The sequence below is a fragment of the Flavisolibacter ginsengiterrae DSM 18136 genome, assembly GCF_059568575.1.
This window is the reverse complement of the sequence record NZ_JCANTR010000003.1, coordinates 240,914-263,697: the sequence shown is the minus strand read 5'-3', so window position 1 is coordinate 263,697 and position 22,784 is coordinate 240,914. Positions and strand designations below refer to the sequence as shown.

The window sequence follows — 22,784 nt, the reverse complement described above, 5'->3', positions numbered from 1 at the left end:
TAAGTATTATTGTAGTTTCCTTGTCTTTTCCAATAAAGTCTCGGTGATGTTATCGTGGTAAGGATGATTGGGATCGTTACGGATCAATAGCATCAGGTCAATGGCTTTTTGATAGTTCCTGTTTTTTAAATAAGCGAGTGACAAATAAAATTGGGCATCCTTTGCATAAGGGCTATTCGCTTGTACCAGTTCCAGCCATGATATGGCAGAAGCAGTATTACCAGTATGTAGAAAAGCCATAGCTGTCAAAAAACTATCCTTTGGCGACAGGCTTGCCTGCCCGGCATTTTTGATCACATTGTTATAGTCATGATTCCTATAATTGTTTTCAAGCTGGTTGGCGCCATCTCCTGCTCCCCGTTCAGCCGACAAGGAATAATCAACAAAGGCTTCATTGTACAATCTCCCCGGCGAATTGCTGTAATGCCTGAAGGTTTGTATCCCGATAATCAGCAACAAAACAGCAGCCACTCCGATGACATACCGCATCGTTCTATTGATACCAATAACCCGTGCAGGAGTTTTTTGAGATTGCCATTCCTGCATCATTTCCTGGTGTATAGCGCCTACCCTTTCTCTTGTTCCCGATTGTTTAACGGCTTCAATGGCAACTCTCAAAGATTCAACCTGTTCTTGTAAACCGGGGTCCTGCTCCAGTTGTTTTTCAAACGCAGCCTTTTCACCCGGGTTCATCATGCCATCTATGTAATCGAGTATTGTTTCGTTGTTATGTAAAGATTCATCCATGGACAAACTGTTTTAATTGTTCGTATAAAGTCTTATCAGTTCTGATCATTTCCTCAAGCCTTTTCAGGCATTTATATTTTTTATTACGCACTACCTGTTCATTCTCGTACTGCAGTACCCCCAGGATCTCCTTCATCGGCCGGTTTTCGAAATAAAAGAGCACTAATATCTTTTTACAGTTCTCGCCCAGTTTCTGAATGGTGTCCATCAGGCTTGCAGAAATTTCCCTGCTCTCCATTGACAGGCTTACTGCTGATTCATCTGCCTCTTTTATTTGCTCATATTTCATCTCCCTAAGTTGCGCCCTTCCTCTTTTTTTCAATTCATTCAGCCAGAGGTTACGGTTTATGGCGAATAAAAACGTTTTGATCGATGACTCCCCCCTGAACTTACCTGCTTTTACCAGGTTGATAAAGGAAACAATGACTTCCTGGAACATGTCTTCGGCATCATGGATTTCACCGCTGTTATGGAGTACATACCTGGATAGAAATTCGAAATGCTGCCTGTATAAGAACCTGATAGAGTCATCAATGGATACATTGTTTAAAAGATTGTGTAACAACTCCGCATCGCTGAATGATCCTGGCCGCTTATCCATTATTAGTTTATATGCAGGTTTAGAATGTAACCTTGGAATGGGAACATTTTTTAAAAATCTTGCTTTCCAGACGAAAATACCCCGGAATTATAAATTTTTTGCTGACCCGGTTACATTTTGAAAACCTGCGCTTACTCATAATTATAAAACCAAAAAACATTTTGTATGAAAACAGGAACAATAATCTTATCTGCCATTCTTACAGCAGGCTTATTTAGCTGCAAAAAGAACGTTGACAGTGTTAGCAGCAGCAATTCAGGACTTGACTTCCAACTAAGGGCTACCAGTCCAAGCTCTATTGTAGCACGCACCACTGCCACCATTACCTGGGATTCAGGATTTGTAAATGCCAATGAGATCAAATTTGAGGCAAAACAAAACGGCCAGGAAACTGAATTCAAGTCTAACGTCCATAAGCATGTGGACCTGTTTGGCACTTTATCAACCATAGGTACTATTAACCTACCCACTGGTACGTTTGATGAAGTGGAGTTTAAGATAGAAGCCTCACCCAATGGTAATGAACCAGCCTTTCAACTGAAAGGAACTGTCAATGGCGTTCCTGTTATCTTAAAAGTTGACAATTCGATTGAAATTAAATCAGAACAATCGCAGGTCACATTATCAGGTGCAGATATAGCCCTGAATACCATAACCCTTTCCCAGTTAACGGATGGTCTTTCTGCGGCAGATTTCACCAATGCCACGCAAACAAATGGAATGATCGTTATCTCTTCCAGCACCAATAAGAATTTATTCGATGCTATCGTTGCTAACTTCCGGACGCACCATGAAACCGAGGTGGAGGTTCACCATCGTCATTAGGAATTATTATCCCTATTAAAACCAAAAACAGCCGAAAGGCTGTTTTTTTATTTTGTTAGCACTTCATCACCCGCTGTCTCGTTTGGCAGGGTGGCCTGGAATAAGCCATTGTAACCTTTTAGCCATATAGCTGATCTAATAGCTAAAGTTGCGGAAATTCATGCTTATACAATCTTTCTGAAAGCTATTTCTGCTGCTGAACCTTAAAGCTAAACACAATTAGAATGGAACAGATCGTTACTATCAAAAGCATCATTCAACGGACGCACGATGTCAGGAGCTATCGTTGTGAAAAACCAGCCAACTATAATTTTGTGCCCGGCCAGGCAACAGAGGTCTCTATTAATAAAGAAGGCTGGAAGGATGAGAAACGCCCGTTTACTTTTACATCTTTACATTCTGATGAATACCTTGAATTTACCATCAAGAGTTATTTTGACCACCCAGGTGTAACCAACGAACTACACCAACTTAAGGAAGGGGATGAACTGATCATAGGTGATGTTTGGGGAGCTATTGAGTACAATGGATCAGGTTATTTTATAGCCGGCGGTGCAGGCATTACTCCATTCATCTCCATATTCAGGCAACTGGAGAAAGACAACCAATTAAATGGCAATACATTGTTTTTCTCCAACAAGACAGACAGGGATATTATTCTTGAAAATGAATTTAATTCAATGCTTGGAAAAAACGTTGTGCATGTAATTACGCAGGATAGCCATACAAAATATCATGCAGGCTATATTGACCAAGCATTCATAAATCAACATATCGAAGACTTTAGTAAAAACTTTTACCTATGCGGACCACCTAAGATGATGGAAGACATGCAGGAGATCCTCAAAAAATCAGGTGTTGCCCCCGAAGCAGTTGTTTTTGAAAAATAAAGCAATGACCATTTTCTCCGCCTGTTGGTGTCTTTGCTTTGTTTCACAATGCAATATCTCCGTTGTTATAAGCAAAGGACTCGGGGCCATTTATATTGGAACCGCGAAGAAGTTTAGCGGAATAATGATCAACAACAATCCTGGAGCACACGGTCATGCACAATAACCAATGTCATCCACAGCACCACCAGGATGGTCAGCAAATTAATCACAGTGAGTGCAGTGTAATGATCTCTTTTTATACTATTGAGATTTGTACTATTTTTTGTAGCGTACCATTTTGAAGCCATTGGAATTAGTGCCAGTAAGCATAACACAACAATTCCCTGGTAAAAACCAGTGAATGCAAGGCCAATGATGCTCAGTACTGCTACGGTAAGGGTCAATACCATTGAAATGGAGCTAACAACGCTAAATGTTTTCATGGCCGTATAGATTGGAGGTCAACAATATTTGTAGTTGAAAGTTAACACTTCTGTCATTTTTTTAATATTTTACCGGCGCATAGACCAGCAAGCATGTCTTTATTAACAAGGTTTGGTTAGTATGTAACTAACCTGGCTGGTATCAAAACTATCCACCATGAAAATCATTTTTACATTAACCACATTCCTATTCACCATAACAACCTTCTCGCAAAAAGTATTTTTAAAAGATTCCACCGCCAGTTGTATTGCCAAATGGAACAAGGGAGATACAAAAACCTTTTATATTCTGCATAATAAAGAAAGTTATGAAGCCGGGAAACCCAAAGAGAATAATCCGTTTGGTTACCTGGCCTATCTAACCGTCCTGGATAAAAATTCGGCCGGGTACACCATGCAATGGCGAATGGAACTTCCAGATCAACTAAAGAAATTAAATCCACATTTAGCTGATTCACTCCCCGTATTTAATGGATTAAAGATTATTTATAAAACGGATGAAATGGGCGGATTTTCAGAACTGGTTAACTGGCAGGAAGTTCGGGATGCCTATATTGGTATGGCCGATCTTTCCGTTCCCAAAGGAGAGAACACTACAATGGATTCCATAATGGATAGGGTAAAATCCATGTTTAGTACCCAAAAAATGGTGGAAAATGCCTTTATCCAGGATATTCAAATTTATCATGGTCCCTATGGTTACACCTATTCTACCAGGGGTACCAGGGTGCAAACCCAATTACCCAGTCCATTCGGCAATGATCCATTACCCGCTGTAACTTCAACCCGGATCACCGAACTAAGACCTAAACTGGATTATTTTAAGCTTTCCAACATCCAGGAAATTGACCAGGCTGCAACTGCAAAGTTGTTAAATGATGTTTTCAAAAAAATGGGGCTGACAGATGATAAAAGAATTCCAATGGAAGAATTAAAAAAGGTAATGGCAAACTTTTCCATATTCATAAAAACCGAGTACAGGATATCTCCTTCTAAAGGTTGGGTATCAAAAGTAGCGTATCAAAAAACCGGGAAGTCTGAACAAAACAGCCAGTCAGAAACCTATGTCATAGAAATGAAAGACAAATAGAGGGTTACATGAATAATCATCAAAATTCTGGTAAGGAAAGAGAAGATGCAATAACCGCTTTTTGGTCTGGAAAACGACTTCCTTATAACAAAGGATTGGTTATATCCGGCGTCACCGCATTTATATTTTACTGCATCCTTGGGTCAATATTTGTCAAGGACTTCGAAGTAACTGGTTTTACAACCATTTTACAGGGATTTGGTTATTTGATAATGATGGGAATTGCCAATATATTTTATGGACTTGGAAGTTTGATTGATGGAACATTTAATGAAAAGGGAAGCGAAAAATTTAGAAACAATTTATATAAGTTTGGTTTTGTTTTTTCAGTTGCACTGCCATTTTCAATACCTGTTTCCATAGCCTTTTATTATTTCTAAAGTATTTATATCACTTTCCAGTGGTAAACAAGACCGCAGCTACTGGTAGATTAAATGGATAAGCGAAAGCAAGGCTTCACAAGGAAAGTTATTTAAGGCTTATACAGGAAGTTTAAAAGGAAATGTTTTTAATCTACTTAAAGTGTTCTTGCTACACGGAATCCCCCGCCTGCACTGCTTTGCATAAATTCAGGCATAACCCCAGGAACAGGCCCCCAGTTACGTGAAGCTGAGCGTATCAAAGGAGGTGTGTCTGCATAGCAACCGCCACGCACCATGTGAAAGTCGCAGGAACTTTTGCCATTCGCAATACTAAGGTTACCGGACAGATGTAGTTTTGTTTTAATCAAGTTGGCAACACCGGTTGCTGGTAAGCCGGAATAAGAAATGGAAAAGCAATCAGCAATCCACTGCATAACATTACCACTCATATCATAAAGTCCAAAAGCGTTGGGTGGAAATGAACCCACTGGTGAGGTGCCCACCCATTTGTCATAACCAGAAGCCATTCCTACTCCATATGTACTATCATTACCGTAATTAGCATATTCATGGCTTGCAGTATCACCCCAATAATAGGCAGTGGTTGTTCCTGCACGTGCGGCATATTCCCACTCTGCTTCAGATAATAAACGGTATGAGAAACCGGTTTTTTTACTAAGCCAGGCCAGGTAATCCCGGGTATCATCCCAGCTTATACAGACCACCGGATGGCTGCTGTCCTGTGCAAACCCAATATGGTTCCAGTTAGCAATAGGATTAGGTTGCCATGGTTGAAGTGTATCGCCAGGCAACATAGCAAAGCCGCAGCCGCCTGTTGTTTTTCTGTTGGTGGCTTTTACAAAATCCATCCATTCTTTTTTAGTTATATCAAACTTGCCCGAAGCAAATTGTTGAACATGTACCAGCCTTTGTGGACCTTCTATGGGGCCGTCACCAGGGTTAGATAAACGTCCTTTTTCTGTTTCTGGAGAACCCATCATAAAATTACCTCCAGGTATTACTACCATTTCCGGACAATCTTTACAATCTCTAAAAGTTTGTCCTGGCTTAAAGGATGTCTTGTTTTTTGTTTGAGCAAAGGATGGGTGCTTACCAACCCAAGGAAAAGAATTATTGCTAAATATTTTGTAGCCGTATTATTTTGTTCATAGATTATCTACACAAAGGAAACAATCGGTTTTTGGCAATGAAAACTGGAAGGAACGTGGAAGTGATTCTAAGGGAAGGAAACCAGGCAGTTTGATCATTAAAAGATAATCATATTTATTGGATTGGTCTCATAGTGTTTTCATATTGTATTAACAGGCTAATTAGTCATAATAGCTGATTATCGCTATTGTATAAAGTATCAAGGTTTTATAGCAACAAGTTTTGCCTTAATCCGGTAGATACCTGCAAACCCATAAACCAGTTCTCCAGCCTTTACGATCTTTCTTTTATTGCCTGATTACACTTTTCCAGTTTCAATTATTAATTTAGCAGTCCGTACTGTTTTAAATGATTGAATACATGAAACCGAAACTGTTCTTACTGCTGTTTATACTCATTATGGCTGGTTGTAGCACATCCAAACAGGGTTGTCCAGGAGCCAGCTACCAGGGTCCCAGGTACAAAGCCTCTAAATTCAGTTGGAACTAAAAAAGCCACCCAGTTTTATGTAGTGAATGGCTTTTTAAAAAGACATAAACTCAACCTATTTCATTACCTGGCCTGCCTGATTATTTTAGTCATCATCTTTACACTTCCCTGTATCAATTGCACATAATAAATACCAGGCATGTAAGCAGCTCCCAATTCAACAGGCTTACCAGGATAGATATTTCTTTTCTCCACTACCCTTCCTGAAACATCATATACCACCAGGTCGGTCAATGAAATGTTCACCGCACTGTACAAAAGCGTAAAACCTGAATGACTTGGATTTGGATAGACCTGGATGACAGGCACATTTTCTTCGATTTGATCATCTGGAGCATTGCGTTTAGTTATGGAAGCATCCTGGCTGCAATTGCCTAATCGTGAGCCATTATCCAGGTGTGCAGCCACCGCATTGGCACTCACACAAATGGTATGGGCGTTGGTTGCTTTCCCGGGTGGTACCTGGCAGACTGCTAACTTATCCATTTTATTGCCACACCGAACATCTACCACCTTTATCAATTTGTTGGTGGTTACATTACACCCCGAAGCGTCAGACATCGTAACAGAATAAGTTGTCGGTATAGTTGGTGAAACGGTAATGGAAGATGTAACTGCTCCATTGCTCCATAGGTAGGTATATGGTCCTGATCCACCTGAAGCATGAGCCGCAAGGGTAATACCTGATGCAGGTAAATAAGCCGGATAAACCGTATTGGAATCTACACCCCTTTTCAAACTGATCGTATCCGGAATAGTAACTGATAGTTCACAACCAAGGCGGAAGGCTGCCAACATTCCCAGTTGACCACCATAGGTAGTACTTCCTGCGGCATATAAATGATCACCATGAATGGAAAGGCTTTGAATCATATCCTCGCCTAAACCCATCTCTATCACCTGTTTACCATCGCCGGAAAAGCTGTTATCCAGGATACCATTTGAATTGATGCGTGCAAGTGCAATATCCGCAAGAGGCCAGGCCTTAACAAAACCACCAATTACGATTTTACCACCAGGTTGCAATGCCATTGAAGTAGCCTGTTCATTATCCAGGTTAAAGTCAATGAGCACTTTTCCATTCTCTCCAAAACTATTATCCGGTGATCCGTTGCTGTTAAATCGTTCGATCCTGAAATTACTTCCTTTTACTCCGGCTACTACAATAGCTCCGTCAGGCTGCAGCAAAGCCGCAGTGGCCATAAACATAAATGCACCGTTTGTAATGATCATCCTGCCATTTGCATTAAAGCTCAGGTCCGGAGAGCCATCAGGATTATAACGCCACAATTCAAGACTACCTGGTTGACCATTTCCCACCAACACCAGTTTTCCATCTGGCCTTAAAAGCAGATCAACTACCTGGTCGTTGAAGGATCCGAAATCAGCGATCTGTATACCATCCCCGGAAAAGCTGTTATCAATTGTTCCATCACTATTGAATCTCACCAGTGCTACATCCGTTCCACCGCCGGGTGTAGCTGTAAATCCACCCAGGATGATCTTCCCATCGGGCTGGATAACCATATCCGTTGCTATACTATTATCCTGAACACGCATCAACACCTGGCCGTCACCGGAAAAACTATTATCGGAGGAACCATCCGGATTGAGCCTGATCAATGCAATATCAAATTTGCCATCGCTGCCATTCCAGAACTCGCCTGCCACTACTATCTTGCTATCAGGCTGAATGGCAAGTGCCCTTGCTTCTGCCCCGGCAAGTCCAAAATTCACAATCAGTTTTCCGTCCTCAGAAAAACTATTATCGTAACTGCCATCCGTATTGTACCGTATTACAACGAAATCCAGTTTTTCAGGGTATGTCTGGGTTACCCCGGCAGTTACTATTTTCCCATCCTGCTGCACGGCAGATGCATTCAAGGATGTTCTCCCTGCATGTTTGAAATCCTTTATAATGCCGGAGGTTCCAAAATTGGTATCCAACATTCCGTCACTATTGTAGGTGGCTACTGCATAGGCCATAGAATATAAGTAAGTACCGGCGATCATGATCTTGCCGGATGGCTGAATGACGAGTGAAGAAGCCGAAGCACCTGCTGAACTTTGATTATCATTAACGCCAGCTATAGCAATACCGTCGCCCGAGAAACTATTGTCCAGGCTACCGTCTGTATTATAACGCCCAACTATAAAATCCTGGTGCGCTGAGGTCAGTGCACCACCTGCCACCACCAGCTTTCCATCATTTTGTAGCGCCAATGCATTGATCAGTGCATCCTCATTGCTAAAATTGCTTACCTGTATGCCATCTTCTGAAAAACCGGGATCCAATGAGCCATTACTATTCAGCCTGGCCAACATGAACTTCATAATATTAAGCTCATTGAGTGTAAAACCTGCAGCTATGATCTTACCATCATTTTGTATGGCTAATGCTTTAGCATTGCTGTTCCAGCCAGAGGTAATAAACCGGAAACCATTATCAGCAAAAGCAACATCAATAGCGCCATCAGGAAGGTAACGGGCAATGGCCATGCTGTTTATACCTGCATTATTATAATAACCGGCAATGACTATTTTTCCATCCTTCTGTATGGCAACTGCAGCTGCACCGGCACCACCTATCAGGTTAGTAACCTGTTTACCATCACCGGAAAAGCTATTATCAAGGGAACCATCAGGATTGAACCTGGCCATTGTTATCCTGTCCCTTACATTATCATAGTTGCTTCCCACGGCAACGATCTTACCATCCGCCTGCAGTGCCAGGTCAAAAAAAGAATCATCTGTAGAATTAAAATCAATTGTGACATAGCCATCGCCTGAAAAACTAATGTCAGGAGTTCCATCAGTGTTGAAGCGGGCCAGGGCAAAATCTTTTCTGTTGGAGGTTTGTGCTGTGCCACCCACTACGATCTTCCCATCCGGCTGCATTACAGCTTTTGGCTCACGCATAAAAACAGGAACCGAATAACCCTGTTCTCCATAGGCTAGGTCTATAGTACCGTTAGCCAGGCGATGGGTTACCAGGGTTTGCATATTCATTTCGATAACCAGGAAGAACGTGCCGTCGGGAGCAAGCAATATTTGCTGGCATTGGTTATCATAGAAAAATTCACTGCCCCCGAAACTTGTTCTGACAATACCCTTATTTCCAAATGAAAGATCAAGGCTGCCGGCCTGGCCAAAGCCGGAATTATACAATGCCGTTAGAATAAGTACCAATAGTATTTTTTTCATAACAGGTAATTTCTTGAGAAGAATAATTATCCAGGCTTTATGAACCAGGAATGGCTGTAAAAGCTTTCAGTATAGTTTGGAAGAATACGGAATCAAAAGTTCCGGAATGAAGATGAATCAGCCGATGACCGGGGACAGAAATACCAGTGATAGCTATCAGTAAGAATGAAATGGATAACTATATTCTTTTAGAATTGGTTCTATATAAACTGATCAGTGAATAAATCTCATCTTTTATTAATGATCAGCCACCTGGAAGGACTTTTGTAAATAAGACTCTCCTGCGTTTTTACCAATATCCAGGGTATAGGTGCCTTGATAAAGTTTCCATTTATGTTCATTAGCGTCCCATTTTTGCAGCTCGCTTACGGGTATGCTCAGCCGTACCTCTTTGTTGGCGCCTTTGCCTATCCTGGTCTTTTTAAATGCCTTTAATTCTTTCAGGGGCATCCTTTCCATTTTTGGATACTCCACATACACCTGTACCAGTTCATACCCCTCCATGGCACCTGTATTCTTAATATTTAAAGAAACAACGATGCTATCCCCGGCTGTATATTTTGATCTCAATGGTTTTTTCCAGGCATAATCAAAGGATGTATAGCTCAATCCATAACCAAACGGGTACTGCACCTTGCCATTAAAATAACGATAGGTACGACCCTGCATGGAATAGTTGTCATATGGAGGGAGGTCATTGATAGAAGAATAAAATGTTACCGGCAGGCGGCCGGAAGGCGAAACTTTACCAAATAGTATGTCAGCCAGGGCTGTACCACCCTGCTCCCCGGGATACCAGGCATATACAATAGCATCTGCATACGGTGCAATGGCAGCAACATCCACAGCACTTCCGGCAGTGATCACCGCGATGATCGGCTTTGTATGCCCTGCCCGCAAAGCTTTCATATAGGCAATTTGAGAAGCAGGAAGACCTATATCCTTTTTATCACCACCACCAGGCGCCAGGAAAGCATCGCCTTCCTCACCTTCATAAACAGGCGTAAGTCCTATTACGGCAATGGTTATATCGGCATTGCCGGCAGCCCAGATGCCACCGAAATGAGTGGAGTCTGTAAAATCACAACCCTGGTCGTACTCCACCCTTATGCCTGCCCCTGATGCAGCAGTAATACCTTCCACAAAATTGACAGCCTTACCAGAAAGGCCGTGGTAGTTGCCCATCAAAGCATCCAGCGATGAGGCAGTGGGTCCCACCACCATGATGCTGCTGTATTTCGTTTTATTTAGCGGCAACAGGTTATGATCATTTTTCAATAAGACCATGCTCGCTTCAGCCATTTTCTTTGCCAGGCCAATATGGTATGCATTACTGACACTGTCGGCACCATAGGATCTATAAGGACTGGCGGAAGGGTCATCAAAGAATCCCAACTTCATTTGCATACCTAACGATATAGCAAGAGCGCTATCCACTTCCCTTTGTGTGAGCAGGTTTTGTTGTAAGGCCTTCATGACATCATCCTGCAGCAGGTTGCTGCAATCGAGGTTTACTCCGGCCCTGATGGCTGCCGCTGCTACTTCCACGCTGCCAGGAAGTGTTTTGTGCCTGGACCAGATATCCTCCAGTGCCCAGCAATCAGTAACGGTTTGCCCTGTAAAACCCCATTCTTTGCGCAGGATGTTTTGCAGTAATGTATTGCCTGTACAACAAGGTTCACCATTAACCCTGTTGTAGGCACACATCACAGAAGCCACACCGGCATTCACTAATTTTTTAAAGGCATAGAGGTAGGTTTCACGCAAGTCTTTTTCATCCACTACAGCATTGAAACTATGACGGCTGGCTTCTGGCCCGCTGTGCACGGCAAAATGCTTGGCGCAGGCAGATGTTTTCAAATGATTTTTATCTGGCCCCTGCAAACCTTTGATAAAAGCAGTTCCCATGGTAGCTGTCAGGAAAGGATCTTCTCCATAGGTCTCCTGTCCCCTGCCCCAGCGTGGATCGCGGAAGATATTTATATTGGGTGACCAGAAACTTAGTCCCATGTATTGCAGGCGCCGGTCCTGCCTCACAGCCAGGTTGTACTTAGCCCTGGCTTCTGTGGAGATGACATCTGCCACATGGTACATCAATTCCTCATTAAAGGAAGCGGCAAGCGCAATAGCCTGCGGGAAAACAGTAGCCTTGCCTGCCCTTGCCACACCATGCAGCGCTTCGTTCCACCAATTATAGGCAGGTATGCCCAATCGCTCCACTGCCTTGCTGCGGTAACCCAACAGGGAGATCTTTTCTTCCGGTGTCAATCTTGACAGCAGGTCTGCTACCCTTGTCTGTAGGGGCAATGAAGTATTCCGAAAAGGAAGATGATGCTGCGCTATTAACGAAGATCCTGGAAGTAACAGGATCAATAGCCCGATGAAATGACGGGTTAGCTTGCAACTAGTTTTGAACATACCGTGTAATCTGTTTAATAAACTTCAATCGCTGACAATACAGGACAGGCTTTTGAGTCTGTGATATTGAGCCTTAATTTATCCGTTTCAAGAGGGTCAATTTTAAGGATGCGTTTGTATCCAATGGTGGTGGCAGTTGCCACCTGTTGCCATGAGTTGTTGATCCAGGCATCAACTGTAAAAGATCTTACCCTTTGCCCCAACCTGATATATTCCTGTAACAGGATATATTTTACCATTACCTTTTTTTTCAACTGAATCTCCACGTTAGCCTTTGTTACATTGTCGTCAGTGGCCCAATAGGTTTCCTTTTTACCATCTGTAAGATTGACTGCTGCAAATTGTTGTTGCCTGCCCCGGGTATTACTGGCCCTGACTTTGGCGTTTGCAGCCAGGTTGCTGCCCAGTTCTTTTTTCAGCAGGGCTGCAAAACCTTTTAGAGATCTTACATCGGTTTCATGAAACAGTCCCCGTTTGTCGGGAGGAATATTTAATAATAAAGTAGAGCCACGCCCCACAGAGCTGAGGTAGATATCAAATAATTGCTGAGGGCTTTTAACCAGTGAGTTTTCCGTGTCATGGTAGAACCATCCCGGCCTGATAGAAACATCCACTTCTGCTGGCACCCAGTTTTTACCATCAGGACTGCCGGTGTTCAGCAAGGATTCAATACCCGCTTTGCCGGCATAGAGGGTATCTATGGAAATGCTGTTCCAGTTGGTCTCCCCTGCAGCACCTCTTTCATTGCCTACCCAGCGCACACCGGGACCGGCATCACTAAAGAAAATAATACCAGGAGCCATGGTGCGTACCAATTCTAACGTGGCAGGCCAGTCGTAATAGGTTTTCCCATTGATCCTGCGCATTTCCCTGGCACCACCATAGTAGCCATCGCCGCCATTAGCCCCATCAAACCACATTTCAAATACAGGACCATAATTGTGTAGTAATTCTTTTAACTGGTTGCGGTAATAGGTGATGTAAGCAGGTGTGCCATAATCAGCGCGGTTACGATCCCAGGGTGAGAGATAAATGCCAAACTTCAAACCGAAAGCCTTTGCAGCAGTACTTGTTTCTTTTACCAGGTCGCCCTTGCCAAACTTATAGGGACTGTTTTTAATAGAATGATCCGTGTATTTCGAAGGCCAGAGACAAAAGCCATCATGGTGCTTGCAGGTAAGAATAAGGCCTTTGAAGCTCGTTTCTTTCAGAACTTTTGCCCATTGCTTCGGATCACATTGGGTAGGATTGAACAAGGCAGGACTTTCGTCACCATACCCCCATTCCTTACCGGTAAAGGTGTTGATAGTGAAATGCACAAAAGCATTCATTTCCATTTCGTGCCATTGCAATTGTGCGGGCGATGGTAAGGGTAGTACGGGAGCTGGTGCCCCTGCTTTTTTTGTTTGGGCACAGAGTGTTGTTGCTACTAAGAAATTGAGGCAAATGGCTGATAATATCTTCAAATGGTTCATTCCTGTTGAATTAATAAAAATGGTTTCTTTAAAGGAATTTGAAAAGCCCAGGCTTCAATTACTTCTGCCGTTGATTGATGTATTATTGACTAAATGTAATTCGCCAGCAGCTTTTTTACAAAGATTATGTTAGCCGGGTGTTTCTAATCAAACCAACTACTGCACTATGTTCATTCGGCTTTCTTCCAAAATGGCATATCTCAATCCAGGCTGAACGCCTGGAAAGCCCATAAACCATAGTAAAAATATGTAGCACTTCCTGCGAACTATCAGAAATCATTTTGAGATTTCAAGTCTTAAAATGGAATTGTAAGTGTTTCCATATGGTGAACCTGGCTTGTATGTAATACGAAATCGTTGTCCATTAAATATTACTTTGTTGTTTGTCTGCGCAAATGAGTTGAATTTCCCTAATACAGCATCTCCATACGCAAATTGAACACTGTCAACAGAAAACTTTTCAATTGTTTCGTAACCATACCTTGTGTTACGATATATCCGCTCAAAGTTGGTCACTACTCCTTCAACTTTAGAAGTAGTCGCGGCGTTGAGCATTTCCAATGTCTTTTCATTGGTCTTATCTGGGTATAAAAATGTCAGTGTTACATATCCAGCAATGCCTAGAACACCAAATGCCGCTGTCGCCCAAAGAAGGTTTGCCTTTTCTCCGTCACCTCTATCCCTTTTAAATTTATATGTAAGAAACCAAAGCAGACCTGCACCAATAGCGATGAATAGAAAAACAAGATTTGATTGTATTGTCTTAGATGGTGTGTCAAGAACTGACCAATATGTCGAGTAGTGCATTTTCCTTTTTATATAACGGCGACTGCTTTTGCTGTTACCATATTTGTTGTCCTTCAGCAACACTAAAATACAAGAAGCTAAATAGAAACGTGTAGCCAGGACCATGTTCTTCAGTCCGCATTGCTGCAATACGATATTAAAAGCCATTTTATCATGACACATGAATGCTCCAATTATTTATAATAGCTTTTGTATTCATCTTCAATAATGGTCATGTCAGCAGCATATACGCTTTTCTTTGGGTCAAACAAGTAAATGCCCCATAATTCTTCTAAAGTATCAAGCTTGATGAACTGGTGCTGCTTGCCAGTTAATACGAACTTCAGATACTTTTTATTTTTAGCGTCCAATACAGGCAAACCCTTCTTTTCCAGGTATTCCACCGACGTATTTACATAGTAGATGTAGTCGTCCGCTCCCGCTCTGAAGTCAGCTTCACCGACTTCTTTCATTCGCTTTTCTATCTGCAGGCTGTCCGGTTGATAAAATACGGCTGCCTGCCTGTCTATGATCAATGTATCCGAATGTAAAGGAGACGGTTGCAACGCCATTTGCTCTTTTAGTGTGTCATCCTTTTGAGTCGTGTCAGCAGATGAAATGAGGGTGTCTTTATCTGGCTCCTGCTTCTGGTCATTTGTCGCACAAGAGAACGTAATCAAACTCAAAAGCAGTAGAAGTTTAAGAGATGGTTGCATAAAAATAATTACACTGATAATAATGCGCAACGACTTGCAGTTTCGCTTTTATGTTATTCAACAAATAAACGTAGTCCTTTCTGATAATCCCATAACATAAAAAAGAAAGCCGAATCAATAATTAGCTTTTAGTGAACCTTGTGCAAATCACTTTCCGATGAGTCAGCGCAAAGTATTTTATTTCTCAAGACTGCTCCTGTTTTCAAAGATTGAATTCTATGAGCTTAGAACTTTGTATTCTCTATTTTTTAGGCTTCACCTCTGTTGTATCCGTTACCAGTATGGGGACATGATAGCCACCCGAATCTACCTGCACGCCGGGAAACAATTTTTGCACCGCTGACCATTCATTTGACCGCACCCTGGTCTGGTAGAGGTAAATAGTCTTTAATGATTTTAATGGTTGTAGTGGCTTCAAGCCTTTTATAGTTACCTGGGTACCTACCAAATTTAAATATTGTAACTGCAGCAGCTTTTGCAGGTGTACCAAACCTTCGTCTGTAATGCTGGTATGATCGAGGTATAGTTTTCTCAGAGCTCCCAGGCTGGCCAGTACCGGCATGGCAGCGTTGGTTATGGGTGCATTACTAAGTTTCAGGTCAATAAGCTGTTTTTGTAAAGGCAGTAACAATTGCAGATCCTTATCATTGATCTTACCGGCAGATACAAAATTTACAGAGAGGTAATTACTGTTCCGGGCTATAGGCAGGACCACCACGCCCCTGCTTTTTAATATTTCGATGGCCCGGGAATCCGCAGCTGCTACAGGTGTTTCAGGAGCACCTGTTTCGCTTCCGGGTATAACAGGTTGTTGAAGTGATGCCAGCAGGTTCTTTACATTACCCGGCTGTTCCAGGTCTTTTACTTTTTTGTTGAAAGGGGCACCTTGTTCCACCCACCAATGTAAAAGCGCAACCTGGTCTTTGGTCAGTTGTGGTTTTTTCTTTGGCGGCATGTGGTCATCATTGTCTTTGGACAATAACAATCTTTTGATCAATTCACTTTCGTCAGGCTTGCCTTTTACCAGGATCTCACCATTCTTGCCTCCTTTCAATAAAGCTTCGGGACTATCCAGGCGTAGTTTGCCTTTTTGCTTTTTCTCTCCATGGCAATCATAACACCTGGACTGCAGCACTGGTCTTACCATATCGTTAAACACTATGGCTTCCTGGACATTGCCAGAAGGCATTACCACAGGGGCAGGCGTTTTTTCCTTGTCATTCAATGCATCGGTTAAATAGCCTTCGCCATGCGTCAATGTTCCGCCCAGGTGTCCTGTGATGATGATCAGGATCAGCAATACGATAGTACCGGCCTTATAAACACCATCATAGCGGCCAATAAAAACCCTGGATGCCACTAACAAGGAAACTGCTGTAACAGCGATACCGCCCCACATGTGCAGCGCCACCGTAGTATCATCATATTCTCCATTGTTGGATAATAAAAAGCCAGTAATACATGCCAGCAGTGCAGATGCCATACCAAGCAGCCAGATAAGTTTTAGCGCTGCCGGTGATACCGCATATTTTTCCTTTCGGGAAAGTTGCTGCAGCAACAATGCCAGCAGCAAAATGCCAATAGGCAAATGCACCAGCACAGGATGAAAACGACCTATAAATTCTGAAACAGAAAGGAGCACGGAAAAATGGTTTAAGCAGTCAAATATCGTTTACGCAACAGGTGCATCATATGTACATTAATGCCCCACTGGTCGGCCAGCGGTTGACGGGTATAGGGTGTGGTGGGCATATAGTCTGGTGGGCCAAACTCTGTCAATATGGTGATCCTGCCACCTTCTTTCTTCTTGCGGGCTATCACCGTATCCCACCAGCCCAGGTGTGCCTTCACAGCGGCCTCCCATTCAGGTGCACGGGGGTCATTCACCTGTGGCCCTTCGGCATGGCCAATACGGGCATGAATATGCTCTGTTCTTTCCAGGGCCAGCTTCATGGTCTCCGGCTGGTCTTCCAGCAGCGACTCACTTACATTGCACCAGTGTGAAGCATCAAGTGTGATCTTCAAAGAAGCATTCTTTTCAAGGAACTTGCGGGCTACCGGAGCGGCAAACAACATTCTTGACCTGTGTGTTTCATGGCAGATTAAGACGCCTGTAGTTTTGGCCACCTGCAGGGTATGATCTATCAAAGCCTGGTTCTCTTCAAATGAAAAATAATCTTTCCCCGAGTGGCAATTGATATACAAAGGACGTTGCCTGCTAGCAGCTGCATCATCAACCGCTTTTTTAAACAGGGCCGCATGTTCTGCATAAGCGGATTGGTGCGCGCCACATAAAAAGCCTACTTCCAGGTTGTACTTTTTTAAAAGGCCAAACAATTCATCCTGTGCCTGTTTTTCAAATGGCCACCAGATCTCAATGCCATCATATCCTTCTTTTTTTACGCGGGCACAATACTCTTCCAGGCTGCCCGGGAAACCCCAGTTGGTGGCCAGTATTTTTAAATCAAAGTTTTGACTGCCCTGTGATGTGGGTTGATTGCTGTTTGCCAATATATCCAATGATGAAAGCATAAGCGCTGTTGTTGCCGAAGCGGTTGTTTTAATAAAATCTCTCCTGTGTTGTATCATGCCGGTATCGAAAATAATGCTTAATAAATCAGATCTTTCAAAAGCGGATCAAGAACCAAATCTTAAATTTTAATACTAACGATCAGGCAATGATCTCCTGTATCACTTTACCATGCACGTCTGTTAGCCTGAACGGCCTTCCCTGGAACTGGTAGGTAAACTTCTCATGGTCAAATCCCAGTTGATTGAGAATGGTGGCCTGGATATCAAATGCTGTTACTTTTCCACTGATGGCACTGTAACCTATATTATCCGTTTCACCATAACTGGCTCCTTTGCGAATGCCACCACCGGCCATCCAGATGGTAAAGGCTTCAGTATGATGGTCCCTTCCCTTGAATGGATTTTGTTTACCTTCCCTGTTCTCCATCATAGGTGTGCGGCCAAATTCTCCTCCCCATACTACCAGTGTATCTTCCAGCAAGCCTCTTTGTTTAAGGTCCAGTATCAATGCCGTTACCGCCTTGTCAGTCTGGCGGCATTTGTTGATCAAACCCACATCAATGGACAGTGACTGATCAGTACCATGGCTATCCCATCCCCAGTCAAACAGCTGAACGAACCGCACGCCTTTTTCTACCAGTTTTCTTGCCAGCAATACATTATTGGCAAAATGCGCTTCACCGGGCTTGGTTCCGTACATATCGTGGATGTATTGTGGTTCCTTGCTGATGTCCATCACTTCGGGCACCGACATCTGCATGCGGTACGCCATCTCGTATTGTGAAATGCGTGAAAGGATCTCGGGGTCATTGTATTCGTGGTATTCCTCTTCATTCACCTTATTGATGGCATTGATGGAAGCCTTGCGCAGGTCGCGGTCCATGCCTTTTGGATCATTGATAAAAAGCACAGGGTCGCCCTCACTGCGGCACTGTACGCCCTGGTAGACCGAAGGCAGGAACCCGCTGCCCCAAACACTTTTACCCGCATCAGGAAACTTGCCTCCGGAAGTGAGCACTACAAAACCTGGCAGGTTCTGGTTTTCAGTACCCAGGCCATAGGTGACCCATGATCCCATACTGGGTCTTCCCAGGCGGGGACCACCGGTATGCATCAGCAATTGCGCAGGTGCATGGTTGAACTGGTCGGTGGTTACTGCTTTCAAAAAAGATATTTCATCTACAATACCTGAAAGATGCGGCAGGTTGTCGCTGATCCAGGCACCGCTTTGTCCATATTGCGCAAACTTTGCCTGCGGGCCAAGCATCTTGGGTACACCCCGTATGAAGGCAAAGCGTTTTCCTTCCAGTAAAGAAGGAGGACAATCCTGCCCGTCCAGTTTCATCAGGTCGGGTTTGTAATCGAACAATTCCAATTGTGATGGTGCACCCGCCATGTGCAGGTAAATGACGCTTTTAGCCTTAGCTGCAAAATGAGGCAGCTTTGGTGCCAATGGATGCACCGGATCAAATGCATTAGCCATGGCAACATTTTCAGCACCAAGACCACAGGATTGCAATAAGGAACCAAGGGCCAGGGAACCAAAACCAAAGGCACAATCCTTTAAAAAATGCCTCCTGGTGTGCATCCGCGCCGCAGCCTCTTCGGCTTCCTTCAGCAATCGCTGCTCGTGCAATTCTTTTTGTGTCATGTGTATTACTTGCTGTCCTTTAATCAAATACTTTTTATGATCGCTACCTCAACTCTTTGTAATGAGTTCATCCAGGTTCAGGATAGCATTTGCTACTATCACCAGGGCTGCTGATTCAGGATCATTGTGTTCATCATTCCTACCTATGATCTCGCAGGTCTTATCCTTATCCCTTTTAAAACCCTGCAAGGCGGTGGTGTACAATTCTTCCAAAGCTTTTAATTTTCCGGGTGCTATCGGTTTGTACATCGCCAGTTCATATCCTTTTCTAATCAATTCCTGCACATCCTTTGTTTTCGTTTCTTTCTGCATGCGGAAAGCAAAATAACGGGATGCTTCCAGGTATACAGAATCGTTGAGCGTGACAAGGGCCTGTAAGGGCGTATTAGTTCTAATGCGCCGCGGCATACAAACTTCCCTGCCTACTCCATCAAAACTGATCATGGAAGGATAGGGTGCTGTTCTTTTCCAGAAAGTATAAATGGCCCTGCGGTACTGGTCTTCCCCTTCACTTTTTGTCCAGGTATATCCATTCCACGGAGACATCCAGATGCCCCCGGGCTGCCAGGGCATTACGCTTGGTCCATACATCTTACGGCTCAACAAACCACTTACCGCCAATGCCTGGTCCCTTACCTGCTCGGCAGAAAAACGTACCCTTGTTCCTCTTGCGTAGTATTTATTAAAAGGATCTTTTTCGAGAGCTTCTTTGGAGACTTTAGAATCCTGGCAATAGGTGGCCGACAGGACCATTTCCTTTACTAATTTTTTAACGCTCCAATTATATTGGTTCATGAACTGGTAAGAAAGGTAGTCGAGCAACTGCCGGTGTGTTGGCTCTGCACCCTGTGTGCCCATGTCTTCCAGCGTTTCTACCAAACCCGTTCCAAACAATTGCTCCCACATGCGGTTGACCATGGTACGTGCGGTAAGCGGGTTTCTTTTATCTGTAAGCCATTCTGCCAAACCCAATCGATTGTTGGGCGCTCCCTTTGATAAAGCACCTAAGGATTTGGGTACGGCAGGTTTTACTTCATCACCCTTCACCAGCCAGTTGCCGCGCTCAAATACGTAAGTTGGCCGGTACATTTCCGGGGGGTTATCCATCATGACCGGTGTGACGGGAATATTTTTAGCGGTTAATACTTTCCAGAAATTTTTACTGGTGGAATCATAACCGGGAAGCGATTGTCCAGGCAATGGCTGTGTAAAATAAAACCAGTCGAACAGGATACCACTTGCTTTGGGATCTTTCAGGGAAGGGTTGGTATACACAAAGAACAGGTCATGTGTGCCCTGCACCGGCGGGAATGTAATTTTTGTTATTTCCCAATCTTTAGTCTTTTTGATCGGCGTTGTCAGTAATACCGGGCCCTTCACATTATCCAGGTGAATGGTGATGGTACCCCCGGGTGCATAACCTGCATACCGGTAAATGAGCTCGGATCTACCGTCAAGCAATACATGTTTTAACCGCGCGCTGGAGGGGGCACGCATGGCCAGCCATTTGGTATCGTTCAATTCACTATTGACAAATTGATCTGTTGTTAAGGAGTTATAGGTTGGCTCCCAGGTCTTTAAAAACCTGTATGATTTTTTAGCCTCTTCTTTAAACCCATTATCCTGCAGCCATTTAACCACTGAGACCAGTTCTGCACTGTCAGCTCCGGAAAAATGTCGAAGCAGCGGGTAGTCAGCCTCCGTATCTTCATCACGGCTGTTATTGAAAAAGGCCATGAATTTATAATACTCGTCATGTTTGAAAGGATCGTAAGGATGGCTATGGCATTGCACACAACCAAAAGTGGTACCCATTAAAGCTTCCCAGGTAGTGTTCACACGGTCAACTATAGCCGCAATTCGAAATTCTTCGTTATCGGTTCCACCCTCGTCATTCGTCATGGTGTTGCGATGGAAAGCCGTAGCAATCAATTGATCATCGGTGGCATTGGGTAACAGGTCACCGGCTATCTGTTCGGTCAGGAATTGATCATAGGGCTTGTCCGTATTAAACGCTTTGATCAGCCAGTCGCGGTAATGCCAGATGTCACGGTTAGCATCCCGCTCATAACCTTTGGTATCTGCATAGCGGGCCAGGTCCATCCACATGGCCGTCCACCTTTCACCATAAGAGGGAGAAGCCAGTAATGAATCAACCAGGTTTTCATAGGCCTTTGGTGAATTGTCTTGCAGGAACTGTTGTGCCAGGTGATCGGCAGGTGGAAGACCTGTAAGGTCCATGCTGGCCCTTCTTAATAAGGTAAATTTATCTGCCACGGGAGAAGGGTCCAGTTTTTTTTGCTGTAGCTGCTCGTAAATAAAATAATCAATATCGTTCTTTACCCAGTCTGGTTTGCCAGCTGAGAACCATCCAAAAAAAGATGTGGAGGACTTTGGAAGAGGAACTTTCTGCACAGGCACATAGGCCCAGTGTTCACCCCATTGCGCTCCCTGTTTGATCCAATCTGTCAATATCCTGATCTCGTGCTCACTCAATGGCTCTGCGTGGTAAGGCATGCGCTCATCCGGGTCATTGGAATGAATGCGCCTGACCAATTCACTGGCATTCGGGTCGCCTGGAACGATGGGATATTTTCCTGATTCCGCTTTGGCCAGGGCCTCTTCTCTAAATAATAAGCTAAAGCCTGATTTTTGCCTGACACCGCCATGGCAGGTAATGCATTTTTTATTGAGTATGGGCTTTACCTCGGTGCTGAAGTCAATGGTAGCAGCAGGTTTAAACAGCCACCATGCACCCATTGCCATCACAACAATAGCAGCAATCATCAATTTTTGCAGGGAAAAAAACTTCATATAACCATGGGCATTGAAAGGGATTTGTAACTGGCCTATCCACGCAATCACTCATGCAAACAGTCCGGGCTTATAATAACCTCGCTAAATGTAAGATTACACATTGATATTTCATTGGTTTCCACTGGAAAATGAAATGAAATACTGGCATTGCTGACGTCAATACGGTTTGCCAGAACGGGCCCAAAACAGTTCTATACAAGTTGCTGCTTGAAATGTGTGATAATATGGATTAAAGAAGGACCCCGGTTCACAGTTTGTCCTTTCAGAATTATGGTTGGCTACCCACCCTATCAAATAACGATCACCAGTTCAATCATTCAGTTGCCAATTTTCATCATTACCCTATTTATCCATGCATTTTCAACAATAAGCTAGTCCAATCCATAAAGACCTTTATAGACTAAGCTCTTCCAGGCTTATGTAACGGCTACCCAAATGGGGAGATATCCCGATGATGTCCCGATGATATCCCGACGATATCCCGACGATAAGCCGACGCTATAAGAATCGGGATATCCTCGGGACAACTATGGCTCATCTATGGTATATCCCTGGGATGCGGTACACTTTGCCAGGCATCCGGGCA

17 protein-coding genes are annotated in these 22,784 nt (G+C 43.6%); 4 read left to right on the top strand and 13 right to left on the bottom strand.

The window, feature by feature from the left end; translation table 11 throughout:
• Nucleotides 1–6 precede the first annotated feature (6 nt).
• Together BP74_RS04940 and BP74_RS04935 are read right to left on the bottom strand one after the other, a co-directional pair.
• Complete coding sequence (locus BP74_RS04940; RefSeq protein WP_496371660.1) at nt 7–747, bottom strand: hypothetical protein; 741 nt, start codon at nt 745–747, stop codon at nt 7–9.
• Nucleotides 740–1,348, bottom strand: coding sequence for an RNA polymerase sigma factor (locus BP74_RS04935; protein WP_496371659.1), 609 nt, complete (start codon nt 1,346–1,348; stop codon nt 740–742). Before BP74_RS04935 ends, BP74_RS04940 begins: the two co-directional genes overlap by 8 nt.
• 165 nt (nt 1,349–1,513) lie before the next feature.
• Between BP74_RS04935 and BP74_RS04930 the strand changes: the two genes are divergently transcribed.
• Both BP74_RS04930 and BP74_RS04925 read left to right on the top strand, forming a co-directional pair.
• Nucleotides 1,514–2,173 (top strand): hypothetical protein, encoded by a 660-nt coding sequence (locus BP74_RS04930; protein ID WP_496371658.1) that lies wholly within the window; start codon nt 1,514–1,516, stop codon nt 2,171–2,173.
• A 224-nt stretch (nt 2,174–2,397) separates the two neighbouring features.
• The gene (locus BP74_RS04925; protein ID WP_496371657.1) at nt 2,398–3,063 is read left to right on the top strand and encodes a flavodoxin reductase; all 666 of its coding nucleotides are present in this window, start codon (nt 2,398–2,400) and stop codon (nt 3,061–3,063) included.
• 128 nt (nt 3,064–3,191) lie between these two features.
• On the opposite strand, the gene BP74_RS04920 is transcribed toward BP74_RS04925, so the two are convergent.
• Nucleotides 3,192–3,488 carry a hypothetical protein gene (locus tag BP74_RS04920; protein WP_496371655.1) on the bottom strand — a complete coding sequence of 99 codons (297 nt, stop codon included), beginning with the start codon at nt 3,486–3,488 and terminating at the stop codon, nt 3,192–3,194.
• Between the two features lie 157 nt (nt 3,489–3,645).
• On the opposite strand from BP74_RS04920, the gene BP74_RS04915 reads away from it, so the two are divergent.
• Together BP74_RS04915 and BP74_RS04910 are read left to right on the top strand one after the other, a co-directional pair.
• A complete protein-coding gene (locus BP74_RS04915; protein WP_496371653.1) occupies nt 3,646–4,578 on the top strand; it encodes a hypothetical protein in 933 nt (310 codons plus the stop codon).
• Nucleotides 4,579–4,586: 8 nt separating this feature from the next.
• A complete protein-coding gene (locus tag BP74_RS04910; protein WP_496371651.1) occupies nt 4,587–4,958 on the top strand; it encodes a hypothetical protein in 372 nt (123 codons plus the stop codon).
• A 137-nt stretch (nt 4,959–5,095) separates the two neighbouring features.
• On the opposite strand, the gene BP74_RS04905 is transcribed toward BP74_RS04910, so the two are convergent.
• From BP74_RS04905 to BP74_RS04860, 10 genes are all read right to left on the bottom strand, one after another.
• Nucleotides 5,096–6,085 (bottom strand): formylglycine-generating enzyme family protein, encoded by a 990-nt coding sequence (locus BP74_RS04905; RefSeq protein ID WP_496371854.1) that lies wholly within the window; start codon nt 6,083–6,085, stop codon nt 5,096–5,098.
• 577 nt (nt 6,086–6,662) lie between these two features.
• The gene (locus tag BP74_RS04900; protein WP_496371649.1) at nt 6,663–9,803 is read right to left on the bottom strand and encodes a T9SS type A sorting domain-containing protein; all 3,141 of its coding nucleotides are present in this window, start codon (nt 9,801–9,803) and stop codon (nt 6,663–6,665) included.
• A 237-nt stretch (nt 9,804–10,040) separates the two neighbouring features.
• The gene (locus BP74_RS04895; protein ID WP_496371647.1) at nt 10,041–12,221 is read right to left on the bottom strand and encodes a glycoside hydrolase family 3 C-terminal domain-containing protein; all 2,181 of its coding nucleotides are present in this window, start codon (nt 12,219–12,221) and stop codon (nt 10,041–10,043) included.
• Between the two features lie 14 nt (nt 12,222–12,235).
• Nucleotides 12,236–13,696: an alpha-L-fucosidase gene (locus tag BP74_RS04890; protein WP_496371645.1), complete on the bottom strand. Its 1,461-nt coding sequence runs from the start codon at nt 13,694–13,696 to the stop codon at nt 12,236–12,238.
• A gap of 276 nt (nt 13,697–13,972) precedes the next feature.
• Nucleotides 13,973–14,665 (bottom strand): hypothetical protein, encoded by a 693-nt coding sequence (locus BP74_RS04885; RefSeq protein ID WP_496371643.1) that lies wholly within the window; start codon nt 14,663–14,665, stop codon nt 13,973–13,975.
• An 11-nt stretch (nt 14,666–14,676) separates the two neighbouring features.
• Nucleotides 14,677–15,168 carry a hypothetical protein gene (locus BP74_RS04880; protein WP_496371641.1) on the bottom strand — a complete coding sequence of 164 codons (492 nt, stop codon included), beginning with the start codon at nt 15,166–15,168 and terminating at the stop codon, nt 14,677–14,679.
• Between the two features lie 271 nt (nt 15,169–15,439).
• A complete protein-coding gene (locus tag BP74_RS04875) occupies nt 15,440–16,840 on the bottom strand; it encodes a c-type cytochrome domain-containing protein (protein ID WP_496371639.1) in 1,401 nt (466 codons plus the stop codon).
• A gap of 11 nt (nt 16,841–16,851) precedes the next feature.
• Entirely contained in the window at nt 16,852–17,787 is a 936-nt protein-coding gene (locus BP74_RS04870) for a sugar phosphate isomerase/epimerase family protein (RefSeq protein ID WP_496371637.1), read from the bottom strand.
• 82 nt (nt 17,788–17,869) lie between these two features.
• On the bottom strand, nt 17,870–19,381 hold the full coding sequence (locus tag BP74_RS04865) for a DUF1501 domain-containing protein (RefSeq protein ID WP_496371635.1): 1,512 nt from the start codon (nt 19,379–19,381) through the stop codon (nt 17,870–17,872).
• 48 nt (nt 19,382–19,429) lie between these two features.
• Nucleotides 19,430–22,195: a DUF1553 domain-containing protein gene (locus tag BP74_RS04860; protein ID WP_496371633.1), complete on the bottom strand. Its 2,766-nt coding sequence runs from the start codon at nt 22,193–22,195 to the stop codon at nt 19,430–19,432.
• Nucleotides 22,196–22,784 lie beyond the last annotated feature (589 nt).